The sequence below is a fragment of the Roseibium sp. LAB1 genome (assembly GCF_054658235.1).
In genome coordinates this window covers 876,640-900,925 of sequence record NZ_BAAGIB010000001.1, presented here as the reverse complement: position 1 = coordinate 900,925, position 24,286 = coordinate 876,640, and the positions used below count along the sequence as shown (strand labels likewise).

Here is a 24,286-nt window from a genome sequence, read left to right as displayed (position 1 = left end):
ATGACGCCAAGCCAAAGCGTGAGCCCTGCAAAAGAGATCGCCTCGACGGGCGACAATTCGGACAATGTTCTGTCCGTGCGCGATATCACCGTCGGATTCGGGTCCAAGATCATTCTGCAGGATCTCGACCTGGATGTGCGCCGGGGCGAGGTGCTCGGTTTTGTCGGCGGATCGGGCACAGGCAAGTCGGTGCTGATGCGCACTATTCTGGGCCTGACACCGAAGCGAACCGGCAGGATTTCGGTCTTCGGACACGACCTGTCTACCGCCAGCCAGAAGGAACGCACGGCCATCGAACGCCGCTGGGGCGTGTTGTTCCAGCAAGGGGCGCTGTTTTCCTCGCTATCGGTCAAGCAGAACATTCAGGTGCCCATGCGGGAGCACCTGAAGCTTTCACCGCAATTGATGGACGAGTTGGCGACCTTGAAATTGGAACTGGTGGGGTTGCCGCAAGACGCTGCCGACAAGCTTCCATCCGAGCTTTCCGGGGGCATGGTCAAACGGGCCAGCCTGGCCCGCGCCCTTGCACTCGACCCGGATTTGGTGTTTCTGGACGAACCGACGTCCGGACTCGATCCAATCGGGGCGGCGGCCTTTGATTCGCTTATTGCAAATCTCAGTTCGACCCTCGGACTGACCGTTTATATGGTCACCCATGATCTTGATAGTTTGCATTCTATCTGTGATCGGATTGCTGTTCTTGGGAAAAAGCGTGTTCTGGCCATCGGCACGATGGACGATATGATGAAAAATGACGATCCCTGGATTAAGTCATATTTCAGGGGTGAACGGGCCTTGCGCCGAGTATAGGTTGGACTGAATGGAAACCCGCGCGAACTATATCCTGATCGGCGCCTTCATGGTGGCTATTCTGATCGGTGCGTTCGGCTTTGTGTATTGGCTCGCCGTTACCGCGGAATCCAGGCAGAACGTGGAGCTCAAGATCGTCTACCCCGGGCCTGTGACCGGCCTGCCCGTGGGCGGGCAGGTGCTGTTCAACGGCATCAAGGTCGGTGACGTGAAATCGCTGGATTTCGCCCCGGACGATCCGACCAAGGTTGTTGCGACCGTTGGCATCAAACCCTCGACACCCTTGCGCGAAGACACCAAGGCGACGCTGAACTTCACCGGTCTGACGGGTGTTGCCTATGTCGATCTCAGCGGCGGGTCGTCGGAATCGCCTCTTCTGCTCAGCCTGAATGACGATCAGGACGAGGACAACGTTCCGGTCATCTACGCCGAACGGTCTTTCTTCGACGATATCGTCGACGGTGCGCGCGACGTCCTGAAACGTGCGGACTCGACGATGAAAACGATCGATGACCTTCTCAAGGACAACGGACCGGCGATCACGGAGATCGTCAACAACGCCGAGACATTTTCCGCCGCACTTGCCGCCAATTCCGATGGTGTGAAGGACTTCATGGCCAGCATCGGCAAGGCATCCGAGGCATTCTCCAGCTTGTCCGGCCGGCTTGAAACGCTGGTGGAGGAAGGTGAGCGCCTCCTGGCTGCGGTTCCGTCCGACAAGGTCACCGACATCGTTGACGATCTGTCGAAATTCTCCGCAAGCCTGGGCAAGGCCAGCGGCGACATCGATCTCCTGATGGCCGACGCCCAGAATGCGGCCAAGGAATTGGAGACCTTCACCAAGAACCTCAACGAGGGACTTGATCGCGTTCACAAGATCGTCGGTGCGGTCGATCCTGAAGACGTCCAGAAGGTCGTGAAAGGGGCTGCCGCTCTTGGCGATGTGCTGCAGAAGCGCACCGGGGATATCGACAAGCTGATCAGTTCCACCAGCGAAACCATGCAGAACGTCAATGCGGTGGTGGAAAACATCAGGAACCAGGAAGGCGCGATCAAGGATATCGTGCAAGGTGGGCGCGAGGTCGTGGTCAAGGTGGACGCCATCATGACGCGCGGCGTGGAAATCGCCGCTGCCATCGATCCGCTCAAGGTTGAAGAAGTGGTTGCCAATGTCAGCACCTTCACCGACAGTCTCAACATGTCGCTTGGAAAGGTTGACGAACTGGTCGCGAGCGTCGATCCGGAAAAGGTCAGCAAGGCCGTCGACAACGTCTCCAGCATCATCGACAACTTCAACAGTCAGCAGAGCCAGATCAACGAGATTATCGCTTCCACAAAGTCCACCGTTCAGAACTTCGAGGCGGTGTCGGCAACGGTGCGTGGCCAGGATGACCGAATCGCGGCGCTGATCACCGATGTTCAGGCAGCGGCGGAACGCTTTGCCACGACACTTCAGACCGCGAACGACCTGATGAAGGCCGTCGATCCGGAAAAGGTTGCGAATATCGTCGGTTCCGTCGAGACGGCGACCTCCGGTCTTGCCAATCCGGAAGACGGTATTCCAGCGATCCTGGAAAGCGCGCGCAAGGCTGCGGATAACGTCCAGCAGATGACGGCGGATCTGTCCAAGCGGACACCGGATGTCGATCAGATCATTAGCGACGCCAAACAGATGACGGCGACGCTGAACTCCACTTCGGTCCGGGTCGAAAGCCTGGTGGAGAAGGTCTCCACGATGGTGGACGGCGATGGCGAGGGCCTGATCAAGGAAGCTACGCTGGCCGCGCAGGCGATCCGCAAGGTCGCAGTCGCGTTTGAAAGCCGGGCGGATGCGATTGCCGGTGGCCTTTCCAAGTTTGCTACCCAGGGGTCTGCCGATTTCAGTGCGGCACTTGGGCAGGTGAACCGGACGCTTATCTCGATCCAGCGTGCGGCGGAAAGTTTTGAACGCAGTCCGAACCGGGTGATCTTCGGCGGCGAGGATGTGCCGACCTATTCCGGCGGGCGGCGCCGGTAAGAATGCCGGTAAGAATGAATGTGCAGAGGCAGGGGCGTATGACGAAGGCAACCACTGACATGACCCGCCGGGGCGTCCTGACCGCTCTCGGGCTTGGCGTGCTGGTGTCCGGGTGCGCCAGCTCCGCGCCGTCGGCCTATTACAGCATCGCTGCGGCCGATGTAGGCGGCCTGAAGGGCCGCTCCAGCCGTGTCCAGGTGCTGGTGTCCGCCCCGCGGGCGCTTAAGGCGCTCGACACGAGCTACATCGCCGTTGTCGACAAGGGTCCGGTCTACAGCTACTTCCCGGATTCCGCCTGGGCCGACACGCTGCCCAATGTGGTCCAGGCCAAGCTCGTCGAAACACTGCAGAACACCAACCGCCTGCGCGGTGTCGGCCTGCCGGGCGACGGGCTCCTGATCGATTACCAGCTCCAGACCGAAATCCGCGCCTTCGAACTGCAGGTGGCGGGTGCCAATCGCGGAGTCGTTGAGATTTCAGCCCGCATCGTCAACGACCGCAACGGGCGAACGGTCGCCAGCAAGGTCTTCCGGGCGGAGACCTCCGCGGGCAGCACGTCCGTCGACAAGGCGGTCGAGGCAATGAATTCATCCGCCGACCGGGTGTTCGCGGAAGTGGCCGCCTGGACACTTCAGAACGTCTGAGGCTGGTCGTTCCCCTCACTTCAGCTGTGGGGAGGCCCCTGCTGCCAGCGGTATTCCGGCATCTACGACACCGCATTCGATCTCGTCTCCCGGTGAGCCACTCTTTGTCCAGTGCTGCGAGAATATCCTGCGACCTGCAAATATTCGTTGTCGTCTTCCCTATCTGGGGGCAGTGAATTGAGGTGGTGCCTGTTAGTCAGGTGCTCGGATATTTGATGAGGGGCGAGAAATGACGAGAGTTAACTTCGGCATCTGGTGCAGGGCAGGTGTCGTGCTTTTTGTTTTGCTGCTTGGAGCGTTTGCAGGATCCTTTGCAAAGGCAGCCGACTTCAGGCTGCGCCCCGATCTGGAAACGCATCTGAGGAGCCTCAAGCGCATCTATCCGCCGGAAGGACCGCACAGCGTTCTGGCGCAACGTCCGAACCTGGATGAAGAAGGCGTTTGGCAGAACGATCAGTATGTGCTCTCTCCTGCCGAGCCGGACCAGAAGACGCATATCATCGAGATTTCAGGCACGATCGTTAAAGGAGACGCCAAAAAGTTCAGCGCGTTCCTGGGGGCTATCAACGATTGGTCGACCCGATACCTCGTCTTCAACAGTCCGGGTGGCGATTTCCTGGAAGGCTTCAAGATCGCCGACGTGATCCGGTACAATCTGGAAAGTCAGGATCCGAACATTGGCGGTGTCTTTGTTCTGAAGAACACAAGTTGCCTGTCCGCCTGTGCCCTGGCTTTTTCCCTGTCCGTGGACATGGTTCATCCTTTCGCCAGCGACGCCCGTTATTTCGAAAAGGGAGCGGAGCTGGGCTTTCATATGGCGTATCTGGCGGGCAATCAGGGAGCTCAGGTCGAACGCATCGACAAGATCCTCGCCTTTGGCTACCAGCTCACCGAACGTTACAGCGAGCTGATCGGCTTCAATATCAATCCTCCCGAACTGATGATGGAAGCCCTGAAGCATTCGACCGCGGACAGCTTCTTCTTCCTGCGCGGCGGGATCAACACCTGGAACCTCGGCTTTTCGCCCGTTTCCAACGAAGCCGAATCGAACCTGGTTTATGTGGGGGATGGCGTCGACTACAGCGCCAATGAGATCTGCAACACCGTCAATGTTGCTGGCCGGTCCTTCAAGGCCTATTACGAGGTTGCGGACCTGTTTCAGTTCATGAATTCCGAGTTCTCGCTTTCAGACCTGAAGTCTCTGACAGGCAGAACGGCAACCCTTTATACGGAAACGTTCTCCTGCCAGTTGTCGATGACGCCAGAGGGGGCGTTGTCGGTTGCGCTTTGGCGCGGCAAACCTCTTTGCCTGCAACAGGGCCCTGGAAACGAGGAAGTTGACGGTGCCTTGCAGGGCTGGTGTGCCTCAAGGAAGGTCGTTTCAGCGCCTGTAACGCTGGGTCTGATGGGGAATGTACTTGGGTGCTCGGATGACAGGCTTGTCTCCCAAAGCGGATGGGCGGGCGAAAACGGAGGCCCGTCCGGCAGGGTGAAAAGCAATGTGAACTTTCGCTCCGGTCCGGATACCGGAGGGCAGGTTCTTGGAATACTTCCTGCCGACGCCACGCTTTCCCTGACCGGTTGTGCGGTTCGTGGGGACAAGGTCGGCGTCTGGTACCAGGGGTACTTTGAAGGTCAAACCGGTTGGGTCAGCGCCCGCTACATATCGCCCAACCTTTATTATGAGGCCGGCCAGTTCCTGCCGATCACGCGCCGATTGAAGCCTTCCTGGGAAAACGCGCAAGAGTAAAAAGCGGATCAGTTCATGCCGGCTGCCTTGGCATAGCGGGCGGGTGGGCAACCGACGTGGCGGGTGAAGGCTGTGCTGAACGCGCTGGCGGAGCCATAGCCGGTCCGGTCGGAAATCTCGCCGACGCTGTGGAGCCCTGACCGCAACATGTGCTTGGCCAGCGTCATGCGCCAGTTGAGCAGATAGCTCATCGGCGGCAGGCCGACGATGCGATTGAAACGGGTGAAGAATGCGGAGCGGGAAAGACCTGCTTCACCGGCCAGTGTCCGGATCGACCAGGCCTCATGCGGAGCGCCGTGCATGGCGCGCAGTGCTGGCGCAACCCGTGCGTCCGCCAAACCGCTGAGAAGGCCAGTGGAGGCTGTGGACTGAACGGACGAGCGGAAGGCCTCGATCAAGAGGACCTGCAGGAGGTTTTCCAAAACCACATCCCGTGCCGGGCGGTCTGCCCGTGCTTCGTCACGTACCAGGGCAGCCAGCGACGCAAGGCGGTCTTCGCCGCGCACCACCGCCATGTCCGGCAAAAGAGAAACCAGAAGTTCGGCATCCGGGCTGCCGAAACTGCAATGCCCGACGAGCTGCTGAACATCTGCAGGTGTATCTGGAGAGGCCTTCATGCCGATGCGCACCACGCCGTCCCGACCGTGCACCGGCTGACTGATGTGGCCCGGGGGCGGTGGTGGATCGAGACTGGTGACCGTCAGCCCGCCGACGGCGGGCAGCAGCACAAAATCTCCGGCCGACAATATGACTGGTGCTTTTCCGTCCACTTCCAGGTTGAGCCGCCCGGTCAGCACCATGCAATAGAACACTTCGCTGATATCGTCCCGCCGTACCCGGAAGGGGCCGCAGGCTTCGGCGAGTTTGGAAAAGGGCGCTCTTGGCCGCAAAAGCGTGATCACCTCGGACAGTGGATCTGGCATTTCGGACTTTCAATAAAAATACAAAGACTTTGCATGATAGAAAGTTTTGCCTGACGTGTCGATATGGAGAACATCCAACAACAGGAGATTTTCTCATGAAGACCATCATGATCACTGGATGTTCCTCCGGCTTCGGCCTGGAAACGGCGCGGCATTTTCTGAACGAGGGCTGGCGGGTTGTCGCGACGATGCGCAAACCCGACGAGGCGTTGCTGCCGGTATCCGACCGCCTCAGCATCCTGCCGCTGGACGTAACGGACCGCAGCAGCATTGCCGGAGCCCTTGAGGCTGCCGGGCCGGTCGATGCGCTGGTGAACAATGCTGGCGTCGGCTGGCTGTCGCCGTTCGAGGCCACATCGGAAGACATGGTGCGCAGGATATTCGACACCAATACCTTCGGAACCTTCGAGATGATCCGTGCGGTGCTGCCACAGATGCGGGAGAAAAGGCAGGGCGTTATCGTCAACGTGTCGTCCAGTGTCACGCTGAAGTCATTGCCGCTGCTGCCGATCTATACCGCCAGCAAGGCAGCCGTGAATGCCTATACCGATTGCCTGGCTCTGGAACTCGCGCCGCTTGGCATCCGCGTTCAGCTGGTTTTGCCGGGCCGGGCTCCATCGACCAGCTTTGGCACGAATGCACGGGCGCTGATGGCGGACGCTCTGGAAGCGCCGGCAGCCTACAAACCCTTTGTCGAGGAAGTCATGGGAGCCTTCATGGCAGATGCCGACAAGGAACCAACCCGTTCGGAAGATGTGGTGAAGGCGATCTGGCGGGCGGTCACCGATCCGTCCTGTCCGGCCCAACTGCCTGCTGGCAGCGACGCCGAGGCGCTTGCGGCCTGATGACCGGCCTGCCGGGCGGCTTGGCAGCCGCCCGGCGGATCTTCCTGGCGCTGAACGTCTCGGTGATGCGCCAGGTGGCAGAGCCCTAGATGAGGGCCAGCGACAGCAGCGGAACCGCAATCAACAGCGCTAGGCGCAGAATGTCGGCCAGCCAGAATGGCAGGATGCCCGCAAACATCGTCCGCAGCGGCACGTCTGTCAGCACAGAGCGCAGCACGAAGACGTTGAGGCCGATCGGCGGCGAGATCAGGCTGATTTCGGTGACCACCACGACGATGATGCCGAACCAGATCAGCACCATTTCCGGATCGGCCAGCAGACCGCCACCAAAGTCAAGGGAACTGACCAGCGGAAAGAAGACCGGTACCGTCAGCAGGATCATCGACAGGCTTTCCAGAACCGCCCCCAGGACCACGTAGATCAGCACCAGAACCAGGATGACCACATAGGCGTTTACGTCGAGCGACTGAACAAATGTCAGAAGCGCGTCGGGCACGCCGGCATAGCTGATGAAGTTGGAAAAGACTTCCGCACCGATGATGATCGCGAAGATCATGGCTGTGGTGCGCGCGCAGTTGAGCGCTGCGGTGTAGAGCTTTTCGAAGGTCAGGCCACCGGACACGAGTGCGATCACGAAGGACGCCGCGGCACCGATGCCGGCTGCCTCCGTCGGGGTAAAGAAACCGCCGTATATTCCGACCATGATCACTGCAAAAAGGCCGACAACCGCCAATACACCCCAGACATCCCGCTTTTCGAGCTTCATGTCTTCAGAGGCAGTTGGCGCAAGTTCGGGTTTTAGCAGAACGGTGACATAGATGGCGGCGAGATAGAACAGCACGCCGAGCAGGCCCGGGATGATGCCGGCAATGAACAGCTTGCCGATATCCGCCTCGGTGAGCAGCCCGTAGATGATCAGGATCACCGACGGCGGGATCAGGATACCGAGCGTGCCGCCGGCAGCGATGGACCCGGTCGCCAGGCTGTCGGCATAGCCTGCCTTGCGCATGGACGGCATGGCCACCTTGGACATGGTGGCTGCCGTTGCCAGTGACGAACCGCAGACGGCTGAGAAGCCGCCGCAGGCGACAATCGCAGCCATGGCAAGACCGCCGCGCATGCGGTGAAGCATGTGGTGGGCCGTTGAGAACAGCGACTGGCTGACGCCGGAGATGGTCAACAGGTTGCCCATCAGGATGAACAGCGGGATCACCGAAAGGGTGAAGGACAGGCCAGTCTCGAAAGCGGCGTTGCCCAGAAGGTTGAGCGCCGCGTTCCAGTTGCGCAAGGCTGCGAACCCGGCGGTACCGACGATGATCATGGCAATCGCGATGGGCACACGCAGCAGCACGAGCGCGAAGAGCGCAATGAATCCGATCAGAGCTTCAAGCATAAACAATTCTCACTGGTCTCAAGCCTTCTCACGCAAACGTCTGACCGCAAACACGATGGCCGCCAGGGCCGAAAGCGCGAAGGAGGCGGCTCCGAGCCAACCGATCAGCGAAAGCGGGATTTGCAGGGAATCCGTCACTTGTCCGCGACGGTCCATCTTTTCGGCATGCTCAAACAGCTTGAACGCTATCAGCGCCAGAATGCCGACCGTGCAAACGGCCGCAACCAGTGTGCCGAGCCGCTTGAGAAAGGCGCTCTTGAGCCCGTCGAGAAGTTCCACCTCGATATGTTCGCCGGCGGCTGTGGTCAGCGGCAGGGCCAGAAAGATGAGCGTGGCCAGCAGCAGTTCGGTCAGCTCATAGGCACCGTTCACGGGGCTGTTGAAGGCGTAGCGGGCAACAACGTCGACACAGGTAAGCCCGATCAGGCCGGCCAGCACCAGTAAACAGGCCAGCCCGAGCAGGAAACCGGCACCGCGCCGGATCGTATCGATCCGGCGCGGTGCCTGGCCTTTGGGTTCGGCAGACATGATTAGTGCTTGATGCCGGTTTTGTCGCGGAATTCGGCCAGTGCGGCCGTACCGTCAAAGCCGGTTTGGGAGACGGCTGCGGCCCAGGTGGCCTCGTGCTTGGCTGCAAGTTCCTTCACTGCTTCCAGAACCGGCGCGGGGGCGTCGTAGACCTCGATGTCCTTGTCGGCGATGTAAGACGCAGCACGGGCATCCGCGCCATCCCAGACGCCGCCAGCCATTTCGGCAAGAGCCTCGCCGGAAATCTTGTCGATGGCCGCCTGATCTTCTTCCGACAGTCCGTCCCAGACGTCTTCGTTCATGACCATGAACCAGGAGGTGTTGTAGAAACCACCCGGCAGGCGCATGGAGTATTTGGTGTAGTCGGTCAGGTTGAAGGCCTGCAGCGCTTCCATGGGGAAGGTGACACCGTCGATGACACCGCGCGACAGTTTCTCATAGACTTCGCCCGGGCCCATGAACTGGGTGATGATGTTGAGGTCCTGAGACAGGTCCGCAACATAGCCGCCCGGAGTGCGGATTTTCAGGCCTGCAAAATCCTCTGGCGTCTCGATCTTGCGCTGGTTGTTGTGGAACATGCCCGGGCCGTGCACCCAAAGGCCGAGCAGCTTGGTGCCCTTGTGTTCGCTTTGCGCATCCAGCGTGCCGCCATAGACGTCCCAATAGGCTTTGGAGCCTTCGGTTGCCGTGTTGGCGATGAAGGAGAACTGGCCGATGCGCGAGCGCAGGAAGCGATCGTCGCGGGTGAAGGAGTGCAGCCCGTAGGTGATGTCTACGATGCCTTCTGCGGCAAGGTCGAAATGCTCCGGCGGTGAACCGACCGGCTTCGGCAGGATACGAACGGTCACGCGACCGTCGGTAACCTTGGCGACTTCTGCTGCCCAGGGTTCCATCACGTCGGTGACGAGCGGGTGTTTCGGCGGAAGCCAGGACGATAGGACCAGCTCGTCCGCGGATGCGCTGGCGATGAAACCGGTCAGTGCGGACGCCGCGACACCTGCGAGAATGGAAAGACACTTCAACTGTTTCACGATTTTCTCCTCCCCTTCAGTTCATGAAGGCCGTTCTTGCCGGTATGATCCCGAACTTGAAACGTGATGCCAAACATAGTTACATATGCAACAAAATAGTTGCAAATGAAACCAAGTCAATCGTAAAATCGTGCAGACTAGCTAACCGATACTGTTGAGCGCCGATGACAAAGCTGACCGACCCGGACGACGAGACACAAGAAGCCATTGGGATTGCGAGCGAAACGCCGGAGGCCACGTTGCCGGACTTCGAGCTGGAAACATTTTTCCCCTACCGGGTGCGCGTATTCTATTCCGACGTGACGCGAGCGCTTTCGGCGGTTTACCAGCGTGACTATGGCATGATGCCGGCCGAATGGCGCACCATGGCTATCCTCGGATCTGCCTCCGGTGGATTGCAGGCAAGCGAGATCGTTGCCCGTTCCAGCATGGACAAGGTCGTGGTCAGCCGGGCCGTGAAACGCATGGAAGAGCGCGGCTTTCTGACACGGGAAAGCAACGAGGCCGACGGACGCAGCTTCCTTTTGCAACTTTCAGAGAAAGGCCGTGCTGCCTTCGAGGATCTGGCCCCCAAACTGAAAGCCGTCGAACAGAAAATGCTCAGCGGCCTCTCCGCCGAGGAAATAAAAGCGTTCCTGGCGGTAACCCGGCGGATCCGGGAAAACCTGTCGGATGAACTGGACGGTGTGACTGATTGAACTGGCAAGGTCGGTCGGTTTTGCTGGCTGGTCTTCTGCGGTAAATCGAGGCCGGCAGCAGGCACTGGCTTTCAAGTGATGATATCGAACTGACAGGTGCTGTCGCCGGGATGTTACTGGCGCTCCGGCAATGAGTAGGCCCCGGGTCTCGCGTTGCTCGCCCGGGGCCTACGCGTTTGCAGAACCGGATTGCCGGAGCAAGGGGAGGAGGCTGGGAACCGAAACGGGACCGCAGTCTGGGGTTGGGAGAACGCCCGGTCCGGGGTTTTTGCAGTTGAGGGTCAAAGACACCGAGCGTCCTTCGAGACAATAAAAAAGGCGGCCAGTGGCCGCCTTTTTCGTGTGTTTTGCTTGACGCCTTAGTCCAGACGGCCGCTGGCGTGGGCCAGCATGGTGTAGACCTTGCCGGTGTCCGACGTCAGGTAGGTCTGGCCGAGCATGTTGTCGCGGTCATTGCGCGACACCTGGGCCAGGAGCTGCTCGAAGTCGGCCACATAGCGTTCCACGGCGGTGCGGAACTCGGGATCGCGCGAGTATTTCTGACGGATCTCGTCAAAGGTCTGCTGACCCTGCAGCGTATAGAGACGGCGGGTGAACACGTGACGCTCGCCATTGCGGTAGCGGTTCCACAGATCGACGAAGGTTTCGTGATCGATGGCGCGGGCAATGTCGACCGACAGCGAGTTGAGGCTTTCCACCGTCTGCAGTGGCGTACGGCTCATGTCCGTGTCCGAACCGGCATCGTCGTCGCGCGAGGCGCGGCGCAGCAGGTCGGCGACCCAACCCTTGCCGCCGGAGCTGGCGGTTTCGGCAGGGGCCGGCTGCTGCCGGCGGGTGTTGACCGGTGCCGGACGCGGTTCGCTTGCCGGAGCGCTCTGCTGACGCGCAGGTGCTGCCGGAGCATAGTTCACCGGAGCCGGCTGCTGCGGGGCAGGGGCAGGGGCTGCACTTGCTGCCGCTGCCTGGACTTGCGGACGGGAGATGTCCAGTGCGTTGGATTGCTTGGCGACAATCTCGGAGAGTTCCGTCAGAGCGCGGATCTGCTCGTTGACCACCTTGCGCAGCGCTGCGGAAGATTCTTCTGCTTCTTCCGGCAGGTTCAGGACGCCCTGTTTCAGTTCGCTGCGGGTTGCTTCCAGTTCGCGGTGGACGTCGCGGGCGACGTCGCGCATCCGGCCGGCCGCATCGTTGAAGCGTTCGGAGGCTTCGGTCACGGTGCGGGTCATCTCGGCGATGATGTCGTCCTGTGCGGAACGGATCGCCTCGCGAGCCTTCTGACCCTCCATACCTGCCGTCAGGCGCATGGATTCGAACTGCTCGGACACCTGCTTGGACGCAGCTTCCGCCGCCGCGGACAGCATGTTGGCTGCATCGCGTGCCTTGTCGTCCGCCGTTTCCAGCGTTTCGGACAGGGTCTTGGTAAAGGAGCGCATGAGCGTATCGACGGCTTCGGTCTTGGCCAGAAGCGTGTCGGCAACGTCCTCGATGGCGGTCCGGCGCTCGGTGACACGGCTCTCGACGGAGCGGTTGGTGTCTTCCAGGTGACGGGCTGCCTTGGTCAGTTCCTCTGACTGGTCGCCGAAGCGGCCGGTGAGGTTCTTGATGTCCGCCAGGGTGGTGTCGGTCACATCGCGCAGGTTCGCGACCTGTTCGGTGATGAGCGCCGTGGTGGAATTGGTTTCCGAGACCGCCCGGTCGACGGCAGAGCGGAACTCGCCGGCGCGGCGGGCCAGGTTGCCCTCGACTTCGTTGAGGTTTTCGCCGGCCGTTGCGACGATACCCTGCAGGTTGCTGTTGGACGTCTCGATCTTGTTGAGGATCTCGGTAACGTCTGCCTCCAGCCTGCGCTTGGTGTCGGTGAGCAGGGTGGTTGCCTGTTCGCTGCGCTCGTTGATGCTGGCGACGATGCGGTCGCCGGCTTCCACCAGCGAGCGGGTCGCGTCGAGGCCTGTATGGGCAAAGGTGTCGGTGACATCGCGGCCCTTGACCGTGATGGCTTCCAGGATCGCCGTATGGACCTCGGACAGGCGCCCGGTAAGGTCGTTGGCACGCAGTTCGATGGCGCTGATGAGTTCGTTGCCGTCGGTGCCGACGATCTTCGCCAGTTCGCCGGAACGAGCACCAAAGGCTTCGTTGAGGGCGGTTGCCTTGTCGAGCAGTTCGTTGGCGACCTCGTTGCCGCGGCCTACCAGCAGATCGGCGGCTTCGGTAACGGCGCTGTTGACGCGGGCACGAACCATGCCGGCTTCGCTCGACATCTGGCCGCGGATTTCCTCCAGCGTTTTTGCCAGCGTCATGCGGGCCTGTTCACTTTCGGCGGACAGGTTGCCGGAAATCTCGGCAATCAGGCCTGACAGCTCGTTGCGGACCTTGTCGCTTTCGCCGGTCAGGGAACCGGAGAACTCGGCAAGGGTACCGGCATAGAGCGTACGGGCCTTTTCGCTTTCGGCAGCCATGGCGCGGGCGGCATCGCCAACCGCGCTCAGAACCAGATCGCGGATCTTGCCGCTTTCACCCGACATTGCGCCGGTGGCCTGGTTCATGGCGGAGGTGACCGCGTCGGCTGCCTTCTGGCTTTCGCCGACCAGCACGCCGCGGGCTTCGCCGACGGACCCCAGAACGATCTGACGCATGCGGTCGCCTTCGCCGGACAGTTTTTCGGTTGCCTGGCTGAGGGCGCTGTCGACGATCTCGACGGTGCGGTTGCGTTCGTCGGAGAGAGTCTCGACAGCGGCGGTGACCGCTTCCTGGACCACATCGCGCAGTCGCGTGCTTTCGGTGGAAAGCGTCGCGCCGGCTTCGGAGATCACGGCCGTGAGAATGTCACGGGCGCGCTCACTCTCGCCGGTCAAGGTGCCGGAGATGCTTTCCAGACGCTCGTTGAGCAGCGTTTCCAGCTGGGTTGCGCGGCTGTCGAGGGTTTCTGCAACCTCGAACACCTTGGCCCCAAGGGAAACGTTGATTTCAGCGATACGCTCGGACAGGGATTCCGTCAGCTGTTCGCTCTGCTTGCCCAGTACACTGCCGGCTTCCGCCAGACGATTGTCGAGGGCGGAGGTCATTTCGTCCTGACCGTCGACAAAGGCCTTGGCGATTTCCTTGGTGCGGGAAATCAGAGTTTCGGAAATCTGGCGGGCACGGGCATCGAGCGTCTCGTCGATCCTGTCGGTGCCGCTGGTCATGGAAGCGGAGATCAGCTCGGCCTTGTCTGCCATGGAAGAGGCCGCGCCGTCGACGCGTTCGGACAGGGACTGGCCGATTTCCTCGGCGCGCTCGGCAAGGGTGTTGCCCGCCGCTTCGATCCGCTGGCCAAGCTGAAGCGTGATCGCGTCGGAGCGGTCCGCAAGCACATCGGTGATGTTGCGGGTCTTTTCCTCCAGCGCATCGCTGATGCCGGTGGTGCGGTTCTCGATGGCATCGGACAGGATCTGCGTACGGGCTTCAAGGGTTGCCTCGAAGGCCGCGGTCCGCTGATCGAGCGTCAGGTCCAGGGTGTTGATATGGCTGCCCAGAGAGGCGTCCATCGTGGAGATCCGCTCGCTGAGCGAGCTGTCCATCGACGACAGGCGATGCTCAAGCGAGTTGTCCAGCGTGCTGATGCGGTCGCTGAGGGTCGCATCCATCAGGGAGTAGCGCTGTTCCAGAGACGCGTCCATGGTGCCGATGCGCTCGCCAAGACTTGCATCCATCGTGGTGAAGCGATGCTCGAGAGAGCTGTCCATCGTGGCGATGCGGTCTGTCAATGTCGCATCGATGGCGGTGTAACGCTGCTCGAGCGTTGCATCCATGGTCGCGATGCGGTCGTTCAAGGTTGAATCGATCGCCGAATAGCGCTGGTCGAGCGATGCATCCATGGCTGCAATGCGGTCGCCCAGGGAAGCGTCCATGGAGTCGATCCGGGTGGCGAAGGTCGTGTCCAGCGTGGACAGGCGCGAATCCAGTGCCTCGGACAAGAGCAGTGTCTTGGTGTCGAAGGCGTCGATCAGCTGGCCACCGCGATCGGTGACGATGGTTTCCAGCTCGGTGAGGCGGCTGGACAGGCCGTCCTGCAGCGCCTGGCCGCGCACTTCCAGAGTTTCGGCAATCTTGCCGCTGATCTGGTTGATGTCGCCTGCAACGCGGTCGCCGCGGCTGCCGATAAGTTCAGCAAGCTGGGTTCCGGTTTCTGCCAGTTTCTGGGTAAGGGCACCGGTCTGGTCGCCAAGGCTGGCGGAGAACTGGCCGGAGACGCTTTCCAGAGTTTCCCGGAAGTCGATGGTCTGCTGCTCCAGGATGGTGGCCATCTCGTTGCTGCGGGCAGCCAGACGTTCGTCCAGCTCGCTGCCGTTGATGGAGATGGCGGTGTAGATGCGCTCGGAAATATTGTCGAGTTTCTCGGCCAGTTCACCACCGCGTACGGAGATGGTCTGGGTGAGGGAACCTGCGGTCTCGTCGAGCTTGGAGGCGATTTCACCGCCGCGCAGCGACAGGTCGACCACGATGCTCTCGCCGGTGCCGCGCAGGATTTCTGCGACTTCCGTGGACCGGCTGGACAGGGTTTCGACAATTTCCGCACCCCGGATGGAGATGGTGTCGGTAACTGCCTGACCCTTTTCGGAGATGCTCTCGACCACACGGTTGCCGGTTTCGGCAAGGGACTCGTCCAGCGTGGTGACGCGGTTGTCGACGGTTGCCACCAGTTCCTCGGTGCGCGATGTGATCGTGTCGATGAGACGGCCGGAGGTGAGCGACAGGTTGGCGTTGATCTCTTCGCCGCGCGCCGTGATGACGTCGCCGACGTTGGTGCCCGTGGTTTCCAGGGTAACCCGGAATTCGTCCGCCTTTTCGCTCAAGGTGTTGATCACCGAGTTGCTGGAAGATGCCAGGGTCTCGTTGATCGATGTGCTGCGAGCGGACAGGGTTTCCACGAAGGTATTGGCAGTGTCGGCGAAGCGCTCGTTGACCTCGTTGCCGCGTGCCGTCAGCGTTTCCCACATGGTGGCGCCGGTTTCCGCCAGACTGTCGACCAGGTCGTTGCCGGTAGAGGAGAGGCGGGAGACATAGTCTTCCGCACGGACGGTGAGGCTGTCGACCAGTTCGTTGCCGGAGGCGTTCAGCGTAGCGCCGAGGGACTCGATGCGGCTGTCGACCGTGGACGTCAGTTCTTCGACGCGGCTGTTGACGGCATCGATCATGCGCTGGGTAGCGTGATCCACGGTGCTGCCGAGTTCGCCGGAAGTGCTGGAAAGCTGTGAGGCGAAGCTCTCGTGGGCACCGGCGATGGTTTCGCGCACGCGCTCGGCGTTCATGACGATGGACTCGCGCTGGCTGATCAGTTCGTCGATCAGGGCACGGATCTTCAGCTCGTTGTCGTTGTAGGATCGTTCCAGCGAAGACACTTCATTGTGAACCAGGACTTCCAGCTCGCTGGCACGCGCGATGGCGCGCTCGATGCCGTCGCCCATGGCTGCCACTTCGCGGCGGATGGCCTGGCCGACGCTGAGGATGCTTTCCTTGGCCATGTCTTCCGGTTCGGCAAGACGCAGGGCTACTTCGGTCATGCCACGGGCAACGATGCGCATTTCCTGCGCGCGCCAGATCATCATGGCCATGACGAAGAAGAAGATGATCGGAACGACAATGCCGACGACGGCCAGGATCATTTCCGGCGAGCCGATCAGGGTCTGGGGATCGGTGAACGATCCGACCTTGTCCGAAAAGGCGGTCATGAAGAGGCTGCTGCCGAGCGCGGCCCAAAGGGCGCTGAGGGCGAGGGCACCCCAGAACGGCGCGGACGAAGGCCGGCGCTGCAAGGAATAGATCAGGTTACCGATGTTCCGGCGGTCGTCGTTGGCGGCCGGCGGGCGTCCGCCCCGTCCCCTACGCCTGGACTGGCGCTGCTCTTCGCGCTGGGACTGGCCGCGCGTTTCCGTCTGGGACCGGCGTGCCGGTTCCGCCTGGGCAGGGCTTGCATCTGCTGCAGCGGTTGTTTCTGTGGTATCCGGGCCGCCGAAATCGAGTTTCAGGGCTTCTTCAACTGCTGAGAGAGCCGCTTCTGCCGGATCTTTCGCCTTTGTCGGATTTGCCATTTGGGGTCGCCTCACATCCGTACTCATTACACACCGGTAATCGCGCAGAGCTGCTGGCGCAGCTCTTTACAGTTATCTACCGGATGCGTCCTTGTCGCGAGCGCTGCCCAGCTGTGGCAACACCGCAAAACCTGTTCGTGCGGGAGGGCCGCCGCTGACCGACCGTGAACTTTCCGTTCGACGGTACACTCCCCACCTTGCCGCATCAGTAACTGTAATGGCACAATCTCTCCTAACGAACAAGAAACGGCAATAGCGTGAGTCACTTAGGGGGCGGATTGGATGCCGGAATCAAAGCAGGTTGACGCATCGGCAGATGCTGAAAATACGGTCCTGAAAGTTACGCTTAAAGCGGGAAAGTTGACGGCCTCGCAAAAGCGGTGGTTGCAAAAGGGGCTTGGGCAGGCAGGGGGCAAACTGCCTCTGTTCGATGACAACGGGCGGGAAATTCCGGTGCGTACAATTCGTGCCTGCATCGACGCAGGGTGGGCAGAGCCTTGGTTTTCCAACCCAATCAAGCCCGATTGGCTGGTCTGCAAGCTCACTCCCGCCGCTATCGACGCGCTCACTGCAAGCGAAAAAGACAAAAAAAGTTAACGGCGAATCATATCATTAAAATTTTAGCGATTCAGGAAATCGGCGGAAACGCAAGGACTTTTTTAATCCTGTTTCGTAACCTGCGTTAAAACGCATTAACCATGAAATCAATTTTTTGGGGACATGGCCTGAAAGAGACGGTTTGAGCGACCTGTTTAACCGGGCGTTTGGGCTTGTGGCGCATTGTTATGGCTCTACAGCTTGCGGCGGGGTGCCGTCAGGCAGGTATTGAGTAATGTGGAGCACCCTTATGGCCCCTTCTTCCATGGCCCGCGTCGCTGGACGCGCCGGTCCGGAGGCACCGATCGATCTGGTGCAGCTTGCGACCAATACGCTGGGCAACCGGGATCTAGAAGTGCAGGTCCTGCATCTGTTCAAGTCGCAGTCCATCTCGACACTTGAGCGGTTGAAGCAGGAAACCGACGATTCCGTTCGCCGCGACCTCGTACACACCCTTAAGGGGTCTGCCCGCGCCATTGGTGCGGAAAGGGTTGCTATCGTTTGCGAAAACCTGGAAGGCAAGATGCGGTCGAGCACCGATACGGCTACCGAAGGTCTGATCGCAGCGGTCGACGAGGCCAACCGGTATATCCGGGACCTTCTGGAAGGTTGAAAGGCATATCCCCGCGTTTGACGGGCAGAGGCAGATTGCCGCGTTGAAATGGCACGGTCCTTGACCTTTTGTCGTAAATCTTTATGTCGTGCTTCGAAGACCCGCAAATTCAGGCTTGGACGCGACATATGCCGAAAATTACATTTGTAACCGCCGATGGAAACCGGACCGACGTTGACGCTGCTGAAGGCTCAACCGTGATGGAAAATGCCATCAAGAACATGGTTCAGGGCATCGAAGCGGAGTGCGGCGGCGCTTGCGCTTGCGCAACCTGCCACGTTTATGTCGACGATGCCTGGAGCGGCAAGACCGGTTCTCCGGAGCCGATGGAAGAGGACATGCTCGACTTTGCCTATGACGTGAAGCCGACCTCGCGCCTGTCCTGCCAGATCAAGGTGACCTCCGATCTCGACGGCCTCGTTGTGCACGTGCCCGAACGCCAGGCCTGATCAGGTCTCTGCAGACTAGGTTTCAAAAAAACGCCCGCCGGATCGCTCCGGCGGGCGTTTTGGTTTGGCTCAGCGCCTAAAGATTACTCTGCCGGCTGGGCAGACGGCTTGCGGTACCAGAAGTCGACTTCGCGGCCTTCTTCCGGATTGCTCGGGATCATGGTTGCCAGCACAAGGCTGACCACTGCCATGGCAGCACCGGCAAGGAAGACTGCGGCCGGGGAAACCAGCCAGATCAACCCGAACACAACGGGAATGAACACCGCGGCGATGTGGTTGATCGTGAAGGCAACACCGGCGGTCGGCGCGATGTCGGCCGGATCGGCGATCTTCTGGAAGTAGGTCTTGATGGCGATGGCAATCGCAAAGAAAGCGTGGTCGACCACGTAGAGGCTGGCTGCCAGCGTCGCATTGGTGACGAAGGCATAGCAGACGAACACCAGGATCAGGCCGACGTATTCAAGTACCAGAGCCTTGCGCTCGCCGAAGCGGACGATCAGCTTTCCGATCTTGGGCGCCAGAACCATGTTGAAGGCGCCATTGAGGAGAAACAGTCCCGCGACCTCGTGCACGTCATAGCCGAACCGCTCCACCATCAGGAAGCCGGCGAAAACCGTGAAGATCTGGCGGCGGGCACCGGCCATGAAGGTGAGGGCGTAATAGAGCCAATAGCGTCGTCTCAGGATCAGCTTCTTGTGCTGCGGCACGCCTTCGCGGAAATGCGGATAGGCGAAAATCAGAAAGACGAGGACGACAAGCGTCAGGCCGCCTGCGATGGCGAAGACCACCGTGAAGGACAGCTCGAACATCTTCCAGGCTACGAAGATGACGCCATAGGCAATCAGCTGGGCGAAGGCACCTACAGACAGGATCTTGCCCATGCTGGCGGCAGCCGTCGCCTTGGGCAGCCATTGCAGCGACAGCGACTGCGCCATGGTCTCATAGTAGTGGAAGCCGATCGACATGATCAGCGTCGTCACGTAAAAGCCGAGGGCAGTCGGAAAATAGCCCGTGACGGCAACACCGACACCCAAGAGCAGCAGTGACACATAGGCCAGTGTCTGCTCGCGCATCATCAGCAGAAGATAGACCGCGAGGAAGCTCAGGAAGCCCGGGATTTCCCGGATCGATTGCTGGATGCCGATCTCCCGGCCGGTGAAATCCAGCTCCTGAACGGCGAAATTGTTCATCAGGTTCCACCAGGCAGCGAAGGAAAGCTGCATGGCGCCTGCCATGATCATCAGGAGAACCAGAGGTGACCGCCAGCCGGTCGCCTCGTTCGGGTGGGTATTCTGGGTGAAGTAAGTCATTCTGTAGCCGTGGAAAATTAAAACGTTCGGCGGTGTTGCGAACAGTTTCTAACGCCAATTGCGTCTTGCGTGTTAGCGCTGTTTTGTCATGAGATGTTTCCGAAACGCCAAATTGAAAGCGCGCTGGTCCATCGACGGGTCAGGGCAGGGGGTGCTGCCCAGGCAGATCGCTGAATGTAAAGGGTGCTTTACAGGCGAGCGCAATTGTGCAACGTAAAGGTAACTTTACATTGCGAGGAATGGTGGTGATGTCCCGGTTTGACCGTCTGTCGATAAGATACACTGCCGAATGCCTGGCCGCCGCGGGCCTCTTTGTCCTGGTAAGTTATGCCGTTCATCCCTATCTCGACGCAAACAGGCCTCTGACAGGGCTGGTCGCACTGGCCCTGGTCGCGACCCTGCCGATGGTGCTGGTCGTGTGGTCGGTCTACCGCTTCTTCCGCGACGTGGACGAACGCGAGCGCTACATTCTGGCGACAGCAGGCGCCATAACCCTGCTGGCCGGCGTCATTGCCGCGGTATTTTTGGCAAAGCTCGGCGCGGTGCTGACAGTCAATCTAAACTTCTTCGCGGCATTCCTGTTGATTTTCTGGACGCTGGCAACGCTTGTGGTGCGCTGGAAAAGCTGATGCGCAATCACCTGAAGCAGCTGCGCGGGGAACTTGGCTGGTCCCAGGCCGACTTGGCCGAAAAGCTCGATGTCTCCCGGCAAACGGTAATCGCTCTGGAAAAGGGCAAATACGACCCGAGCCTTCCCCTGGCCTTCCGTATTTCCAGGGTTTTCGGCAGGCCGATCGAGCAACTGTTCGTACCGGACGAGGTCTGAGCTGATCAGGCTGGAAAGGGGCATCGGTCCCCTGTGAAATTGAATGGCAACGGTATACGATCCCGCGCATGAGCATTCATCCCGAACTTGCCGAGTTTCCGAAAGAAGCGGTGGCCGCGCCGATCATCGGGTACGCGCGGACCCAGTTGCAGGGCCGGAACAATGGCTGGCATTCGCATGATGCCGCGCAGCTGTTTCATGTGATCCGGGGATCGATTGCCATCGACACGGAAATGGGCACCTATTTCGTGCCACCCGAGCGGGCCGTGTGGCTGCCGCCCAGGGTCAGCCATCAGACCCGGTATCTGACCGATACCGAGCTGCGCTACATCTACGTCCAGTATGATTATACACGGGATCTGCCGCAAACGCCGCAGGTGATGCAGGTAACGACCTTGCTCAGGGCGCTCATTCTGGAGTTCATGTCCTATCCGCGTTCGGAGACGGAAAAGGGTCCGGCAGCGCGCATTGCCGCGGTCATCCTGGATCAGCTGAAGATGCTGCCGGTCGCTCCCCTCCAACTGCCAATGCCGCAGGATGCCAGGCTTCGCGAGTTGTGCGAAGGCGTGGTCCGTTGCCCGGCGCATATTCCCTCGCTCAGTGAGGCGGCAGACCGATGCGCAACCTCCGTGCGCTCGTTCGAGCGGCGAATCAAGGCTGAGACGGGCCTCAGCTACCGCACCTGGTGCCGGCAGGTGAAACTGTTCCGGGCCCTCGAGCTGCTGGCCTCAGGGCGAAGCGTTTCCGATGTCTCCCACAAGCTCGGCTACGAGGGGCCAAGCGCATTCGTGTCGACGTTCAAGAAGGCGTTCGGCGTGACCCCGGGTCGATACTTTGACGGTGTCGAAGCCGTTTGATCCTTGTCATGGCGACCCTTTTCTCCCAGGCGCAAAACAGGAAGACCTGATTTTTGGGGAGACAAGACATGTTCAAGAAAATCCTCGTTCCCGTTGACCCGGCCGAAACCGGCTTTGCTGCGGAAGCCCTTGCCAAAGCCTCGCAATTTGCCCGCGACTACGGCTCCAAGATCCATCTGATGGCCGTCTGCCCGGAAGTCCAAAGCTTCGTGGCAAGTCAGCTTCCGGAAGGCTGGCAGAAGCGGGAATTTGAGGAAACCGCGAAAATTCTCGACACTATCGCAGCAGAACTGGATGTTCCGGAAGGCACCATCGATCTGACTGTGCGAATGGGCTCAGTTTATCATGAAGTGATCGAGGAAGCGGAAAAGGCAAGCTGCGATCTGGTGCTGATGACATCGCACAAGCCGGGCCTGTCGACCTATTTCATCGGCTCGAACGCTGCCCACATCGTTCGGCACGCACCATGTTCGGTGATGGTGCTGCGCAGCTAGTGCGTCATGCATCAAGTCGGCCATTCGATGCCCGGTCTATCAAGGTCGATCGGCCCGTGAGCCTCAGTCGTCAGCCATTGCGCGTCAGCAGCATGGCGACGGCTGCGTACCGGAAAGGGTAGAGGCTGGTGTCGGCCTTCAGGCGGTCTTCGGCCCTTGCAAAGATCCGGTTGATCAGGTCCTCTCGCGATGAGCTGTCGGGCAGAGCTGCGCGCAACACCGCTTCGGTGAAGGCGCGGAAGAAATTGACATAGTCGCTGGCATAGCGGTCAAGGTCGCCGTCCTTCTTGAAACGGTCGACGAACGGGACCGCAATTTCATACTCCATCGTCCGATCGATTGAATAAAGCCCGGCTGCTCCATAGGCTTCATTGGTGACCGGGTCGGTAAGTTCCTTCAGTTCACGCATGTAGACCGGCTGGTAATAGCGGTCGTAGACGTCTCTGCCAATGTCTCCTGCTTCGACGAAATCCAGAACCGCGTCGTTCAGAAGGTCGTAAAGGCCGTCGCAGGTTCGAGCCGGTCCCTTGGAACCAAACACTTCAACCAGCAGCTTGCCACCTGGAACCAGCTCCTTTGCGCGGACGACCAGGTAACGGGCGATGTCCTGTTTCGCCTGTTCAGCGAAGGCATGGCGGTCTTCCTCCGCCACATAACCGTTTGCCCGCGCCGCACTTGGCCCATTGGGCAAGATATAGCCAGGCAACCTGTCGACCGGGCGGCAGGAGAGAAAGCCAATGGCGTTGAATGTGGTGGCAAGGTGCAGGGTCTGCGGCGGGCAGAGCTGATCGTACATCGATCCACCGATCGCGGCAGAATAGATCCTGTCCGAGCCGAAAACCGAGCCGCCATCCGGTCTGAGGCCGCGAAATAGTTCAGAAAAATCGTTTGTGGGCAGATCTGAATGGAGGGTCTGGATCGGCCGTTCAGTGCGAGCAAGCAACGCCGGGAGGGCTTGTTTCATGACCGCAATGGAATTGCGGCCCTCCGAGCAACCGTAGTCAGCGATGCCGATGGGACCGGTGCCATCAGCGGGCAGGGTTGCGATCGCCTCTTCTATCAGGGGCAATATCGTTTCGATGGCAGTCCATTGGGTAGCCGAGTTGGCGTTGTAAAACCCTCTGCCCGACATGCCGGTAGTGGTTGCATGGGAAACAGGTTGCGAGAAAGGATGATCGGGTTTTGTGGTCTGTTCCATGCGCTCCCTTTCTGCGCCTTGTGTGCGGAAAATCTACCTGGCCAGTTCTTTCATGGCTTCCGTCAGGCCTTCAACCGTCATGGGGAACATGCGGCCTTCCATCAGTTCGTGCAGCATCTGGATGGAATGGGTGTAATGCCAGTGTTCCTGCCGGACCGGGTTCAGCCAGACTGCACTCTTGTAGAGCCCTGTGATCCGCTGCATCCAGTCAGCGCCGGCTTCCTCGTTCCAGTGCTCCACCGAGCCGCCCGGATAGGCAATCTCGTAGGGGCTCATAGACGCATCGCCGACAAAGATGATCTTGTAGTCGGCGGGATACTTGTGCAGCACGTCCATCGTCGGCATGCGCTCGGTGTGACGGCGGCGGTTTTCCTTCCAGACATATTCATAAAGGCAGTTGTGGAAGTAGAAATGCTCCATCACCTTGAATTCGGACCGTGCGGCTGAAAACAGCTCCTCGCAGACCCGGATGTGGTCGTCCATCGACCCGCCGATATCAAAAAACAAGAGCACCTTGACCGCGTTGTGGCGCTCGGGACGCATCTTGATGTCCAGAAGGCCCTTGTGGGCGGTGGCGCGGATCGTGTCTTCGAGATCCAGTTCTTCCGCAGCGCCTGTGCGTGCGAAGTTGCGCAGCCGTTTCAGGGCCACCTGGATGTTGCGCGTGCCCAGCAACTGGGTGTCGTCGAGATCCTTGAACTCGCGCTTGTCCCAGACCTTGACCGCGCGCCGGTGACGGCTTTCGTGCTGGCCGATGCGCACGCCTTCGGGATTGTAGCCGTAAGCACCAAATGGCGACGTGCCGGCTGTGCCGATCCACTTGTTGCCGCCCTGGTGGCGCTTCTGCTGTTCCTTCAGCCGTTCGCGCAAGGTCTCCATCAGCTTTTCAAAGCCGCCAAGGGCTTCGATCTGCGCCTTTTCCTCTTCACTCAGGTGTTTTTCGGCCAGGCGGCGCAACCAGTCTTCCGGTATCTCTGTGGTGGCAACCTCGCTCATGAGGTCGAGCCCCTTGAAGACGTGGCCGAAGACGCGGTCGAACTTGTCCAGGTTGCTCTCGTCCTTCACCAGCGTGAGCCGCGCGAGATAATAGAAATCCTCGACGCTCTTTTCCGCCAGATCCTTATCCAGCGCTTCCATGAGCGTCAGATATTCGCGGAGCGAGACCGGGATGCCGGCCGATTTCAGTTCGGTGAAGAAGGTAATGAACATGATGCGAAAGGTAAGATCCTGGCAGA

Annotated in this window: 21 protein-coding genes; 13 read left to right on the top strand and 8 right to left on the bottom strand. The window is 60.0% G+C overall.

Annotation, left to right across the window (positions count from 1 at the left end; translation table 11 throughout):
* The 4 genes from ACYQ54_RS04275 (at position 1) to ACYQ54_RS04260 (ending at position 5,221) form a co-directional block, all read left to right on the top strand.
* On the top strand, positions 1-810 hold the full coding sequence (locus ACYQ54_RS04275) for an ABC transporter ATP-binding protein (protein ID WP_460079658.1): 810 nt from the start codon (positions 1-3) through the stop codon (positions 808-810).
* A gap of 10 nt (positions 811-820) precedes the next feature.
* Positions 821-2,827 carry an MlaD family protein gene (locus ACYQ54_RS04270; protein WP_460079657.1) on the top strand — a complete coding sequence of 669 codons (2,007 nt, stop codon included), beginning with the start codon at positions 821-823 and terminating at the stop codon, positions 2,825-2,827.
* 38 nt (positions 2,828-2,865) lie between these two features.
* Positions 2,866-3,471, top strand: a complete 606-nt coding sequence (locus ACYQ54_RS04265) for an ABC-type transport auxiliary lipoprotein family protein (protein WP_460079654.1) — start codon at positions 2,866-2,868, stop codon at positions 3,469-3,471.
* Between the two features lie 229 nt (positions 3,472-3,700).
* A complete protein-coding gene (locus ACYQ54_RS04260; RefSeq protein WP_460079653.1) occupies positions 3,701-5,221 on the top strand; it encodes an SH3 domain-containing protein in 1,521 nt (506 codons plus the stop codon).
* 8 nt (positions 5,222-5,229) lie between these two features.
* Here the strand turns inward: ACYQ54_RS04260 and ACYQ54_RS04255 are convergent, their stop codons facing one another.
* Entirely contained in the window at positions 5,230-6,144 is a 915-nt protein-coding gene (locus ACYQ54_RS04255; RefSeq protein ID WP_460079650.1) for an AraC family transcriptional regulator, read from the bottom strand.
* A 95-nt stretch (positions 6,145-6,239) separates the two neighbouring features.
* Here ACYQ54_RS04255 and ACYQ54_RS04250 point away from each other — a divergent pair, with 95 nt between their 5' ends.
* Positions 6,240-6,989, top strand: a complete 750-nt coding sequence (locus ACYQ54_RS04250) for an SDR family oxidoreductase (RefSeq protein ID WP_460079648.1) — start codon at positions 6,240-6,242, stop codon at positions 6,987-6,989.
* Between the two features lie 85 nt (positions 6,990-7,074).
* Here the strand turns inward: ACYQ54_RS04250 and ACYQ54_RS04245 are convergent, their stop codons facing one another.
* From ACYQ54_RS04245 to ACYQ54_RS04235, 3 genes are read right to left on the bottom strand one after another with little or no spacing between them, the layout of a single operon-like run.
* Positions 7,075-8,382 carry a TRAP transporter large permease gene (locus ACYQ54_RS04245; protein WP_460079646.1) on the bottom strand — a complete coding sequence of 436 codons (1,308 nt, stop codon included), beginning with the start codon at positions 8,380-8,382 and terminating at the stop codon, positions 7,075-7,077.
* Between the two features lie 18 nt (positions 8,383-8,400).
* Positions 8,401-8,910 (bottom strand): TRAP transporter small permease, encoded by a 510-nt coding sequence (locus ACYQ54_RS04240; RefSeq protein WP_460079645.1) that lies wholly within the window; start codon positions 8,908-8,910, stop codon positions 8,401-8,403.
* A 2-nt stretch (positions 8,911-8,912) separates the two neighbouring features.
* Positions 8,913-9,941: a TRAP transporter substrate-binding protein gene (locus ACYQ54_RS04235; RefSeq protein ID WP_460079643.1), complete on the bottom strand. Its 1,029-nt coding sequence runs from the start codon at positions 9,939-9,941 to the stop codon at positions 8,913-8,915.
* Positions 9,942-10,105: 164 nt separating this feature from the next.
* Here ACYQ54_RS04235 and ACYQ54_RS04230 point away from each other — a divergent pair, with 164 nt between their 5' ends.
* On the top strand, positions 10,106-10,639 hold the full coding sequence (locus ACYQ54_RS04230; RefSeq protein WP_460079640.1) for a MarR family winged helix-turn-helix transcriptional regulator: 534 nt from the start codon (positions 10,106-10,108) through the stop codon (positions 10,637-10,639).
* A gap of 359 nt (positions 10,640-10,998) precedes the next feature.
* Here the strand turns inward: ACYQ54_RS04230 and ACYQ54_RS04225 are convergent, their stop codons facing one another.
* On the bottom strand, positions 10,999-16,707 hold the full coding sequence (locus ACYQ54_RS04225) for an apolipoprotein A-IV repeat region-like domain-containing protein (RefSeq protein WP_460079638.1): 5,709 nt from the start codon (positions 16,705-16,707) through the stop codon (positions 10,999-11,001).
* Between the two features lie 282 nt (positions 16,708-16,989).
* On the opposite strand from ACYQ54_RS04225, the gene ACYQ54_RS04220 reads away from it, so the two are divergent.
* The 3 genes from ACYQ54_RS04220 (at position 16,990) to ACYQ54_RS04210 (ending at position 18,366) form a co-directional block, all read left to right on the top strand.
* Complete coding sequence (locus tag ACYQ54_RS04220) at positions 16,990-17,304, top strand: hypothetical protein (RefSeq protein ID WP_460079637.1); 315 nt, start codon at positions 16,990-16,992, stop codon at positions 17,302-17,304.
* Between the two features lie 250 nt (positions 17,305-17,554).
* On the top strand, positions 17,555-17,917 hold the full coding sequence (locus tag ACYQ54_RS04215) for an Hpt domain-containing protein (protein WP_460079635.1): 363 nt from the start codon (positions 17,555-17,557) through the stop codon (positions 17,915-17,917).
* A 128-nt stretch (positions 17,918-18,045) separates the two neighbouring features.
* Positions 18,046-18,366 carry a 2Fe-2S iron-sulfur cluster-binding protein gene (locus ACYQ54_RS04210; RefSeq protein ID WP_460079634.1) on the top strand — a complete coding sequence of 107 codons (321 nt, stop codon included), beginning with the start codon at positions 18,046-18,048 and terminating at the stop codon, positions 18,364-18,366.
* An 83-nt stretch (positions 18,367-18,449) separates the two neighbouring features.
* Here the strand turns inward: ACYQ54_RS04210 and ACYQ54_RS04205 are convergent, their stop codons facing one another.
* Positions 18,450-19,676, bottom strand: a complete 1,227-nt coding sequence (locus ACYQ54_RS04205) for an MFS transporter (RefSeq protein WP_460079632.1) — start codon at positions 19,674-19,676, stop codon at positions 18,450-18,452.
* 248 nt (positions 19,677-19,924) lie between these two features.
* On the opposite strand from ACYQ54_RS04205, the gene ACYQ54_RS04200 reads away from it, so the two are divergent.
* The 4 genes from ACYQ54_RS04200 to ACYQ54_RS04185 all read left to right on the top strand — a co-directional run bounded on the left by ACYQ54_RS04200 (position 19,925) and on the right by ACYQ54_RS04185 (position 21,853).
* The gene (locus ACYQ54_RS04200; protein WP_460079631.1) at positions 19,925-20,305 is read left to right on the top strand and encodes a hypothetical protein; all 381 of its coding nucleotides are present in this window, start codon (positions 19,925-19,927) and stop codon (positions 20,303-20,305) included.
* A complete protein-coding gene (locus ACYQ54_RS04195; RefSeq protein WP_460079629.1) occupies positions 20,305-20,502 on the top strand; it encodes a helix-turn-helix transcriptional regulator in 198 nt (65 codons plus the stop codon). The genes ACYQ54_RS04200 and ACYQ54_RS04195 overlap by 1 nt, the downstream gene beginning before the upstream one ends.
* A gap of 68 nt (positions 20,503-20,570) precedes the next feature.
* Positions 20,571-21,359 carry an AraC family transcriptional regulator gene (locus tag ACYQ54_RS04190; protein ID WP_460079628.1) on the top strand — a complete coding sequence of 263 codons (789 nt, stop codon included), beginning with the start codon at positions 20,571-20,573 and terminating at the stop codon, positions 21,357-21,359.
* A gap of 68 nt (positions 21,360-21,427) precedes the next feature.
* A complete protein-coding gene (locus ACYQ54_RS04185) occupies positions 21,428-21,853 on the top strand; it encodes a universal stress protein (RefSeq protein ID WP_460079626.1) in 426 nt (141 codons plus the stop codon).
* A gap of 70 nt (positions 21,854-21,923) precedes the next feature.
* Here the strand turns inward: ACYQ54_RS04185 and ACYQ54_RS04180 are convergent, their stop codons facing one another.
* Positions 21,924-23,051 carry a class I SAM-dependent methyltransferase gene (locus ACYQ54_RS04180; RefSeq protein ID WP_460079624.1) on the bottom strand — a complete coding sequence of 376 codons (1,128 nt, stop codon included), beginning with the start codon at positions 23,049-23,051 and terminating at the stop codon, positions 21,924-21,926.
* A gap of 33 nt (positions 23,052-23,084) precedes the next feature.
* A complete protein-coding gene (locus ACYQ54_RS04175; protein ID WP_460079622.1) occupies positions 23,085-24,260 on the bottom strand; it encodes a vWA domain-containing protein in 1,176 nt (391 codons plus the stop codon).
* Between the last annotated feature and the right edge of the window lie 26 nt (positions 24,261-24,286).

Coding starts and splice junctions, on each gene's coding strand:
- ACYQ54_RS04275 (WP_460079658.1), top strand. CDS start 1: ATGACGCCAAGCCAAAGCGTGAGCCCTGCAAAAGAGATCGCCTCGACG.
- ACYQ54_RS04270 (WP_460079657.1), top strand. CDS start 821: ATGGAAACCCGCGCGAACTATATCCTGATCGGCGCCTTCATGGTGGCT.
- ACYQ54_RS04265 (WP_460079654.1), top strand. CDS start 2,866: ATGACGAAGGCAACCACTGACATGACCCGCCGGGGCGTCCTGACCGCT.
- ACYQ54_RS04260 (WP_460079653.1), top strand. CDS start 3,701: ATGACGAGAGTTAACTTCGGCATCTGGTGCAGGGCAGGTGTCGTGCTT.
- ACYQ54_RS04255 (WP_460079650.1), bottom strand. CDS start 6,144: ATGCCAGATCCACTGTCCGAGGTGATCACGCTTTTGCGGCCAAGAGCG.
- ACYQ54_RS04250 (WP_460079648.1), top strand. CDS start 6,240: ATGAAGACCATCATGATCACTGGATGTTCCTCCGGCTTCGGCCTGGAA.
- ACYQ54_RS04245 (WP_460079646.1), bottom strand. CDS start 8,382: ATGCTTGAAGCTCTGATCGGATTCATTGCGCTCTTCGCGCTCGTGCTG.
- ACYQ54_RS04240 (WP_460079645.1), bottom strand. CDS start 8,910: ATGTCTGCCGAACCCAAAGGCCAGGCACCGCGCCGGATCGATACGATC.
- ACYQ54_RS04230 (WP_460079640.1), top strand. CDS start 10,106: ATGACAAAGCTGACCGACCCGGACGACGAGACACAAGAAGCCATTGGG.
- ACYQ54_RS04225 (WP_460079638.1), bottom strand. CDS start 16,707: ATGGCAAATCCGACAAAGGCGAAAGATCCGGCAGAAGCGGCTCTCTCA.
- ACYQ54_RS04220 (WP_460079637.1), top strand. CDS start 16,990: ATGCCGGAATCAAAGCAGGTTGACGCATCGGCAGATGCTGAAAATACG.
- ACYQ54_RS04215 (WP_460079635.1), top strand. CDS start 17,555: ATGGCCCCTTCTTCCATGGCCCGCGTCGCTGGACGCGCCGGTCCGGAG.
- ACYQ54_RS04210 (WP_460079634.1), top strand. CDS start 18,046: ATGCCGAAAATTACATTTGTAACCGCCGATGGAAACCGGACCGACGTT.
- ACYQ54_RS04205 (WP_460079632.1), bottom strand. CDS start 19,676: ATGACTTACTTCACCCAGAATACCCACCCGAACGAGGCGACCGGCTGG.
- ACYQ54_RS04200 (WP_460079631.1), top strand. CDS start 19,925: ATGTCCCGGTTTGACCGTCTGTCGATAAGATACACTGCCGAATGCCTG.
- ACYQ54_RS04195 (WP_460079629.1), top strand. CDS start 20,305: ATGCGCAATCACCTGAAGCAGCTGCGCGGGGAACTTGGCTGGTCCCAG.
- ACYQ54_RS04190 (WP_460079628.1), top strand. CDS start 20,571: ATGAGCATTCATCCCGAACTTGCCGAGTTTCCGAAAGAAGCGGTGGCC.
- ACYQ54_RS04185 (WP_460079626.1), top strand. CDS start 21,428: ATGTTCAAGAAAATCCTCGTTCCCGTTGACCCGGCCGAAACCGGCTTT.
- ACYQ54_RS04180 (WP_460079624.1), bottom strand. CDS start 23,051: ATGGAACAGACCACAAAACCCGATCATCCTTTCTCGCAACCTGTTTCC.
- ACYQ54_RS04175 (WP_460079622.1), bottom strand. CDS start 24,260: ATGTTCATTACCTTCTTCACCGAACTGAAATCGGCCGGCATCCCGGTC.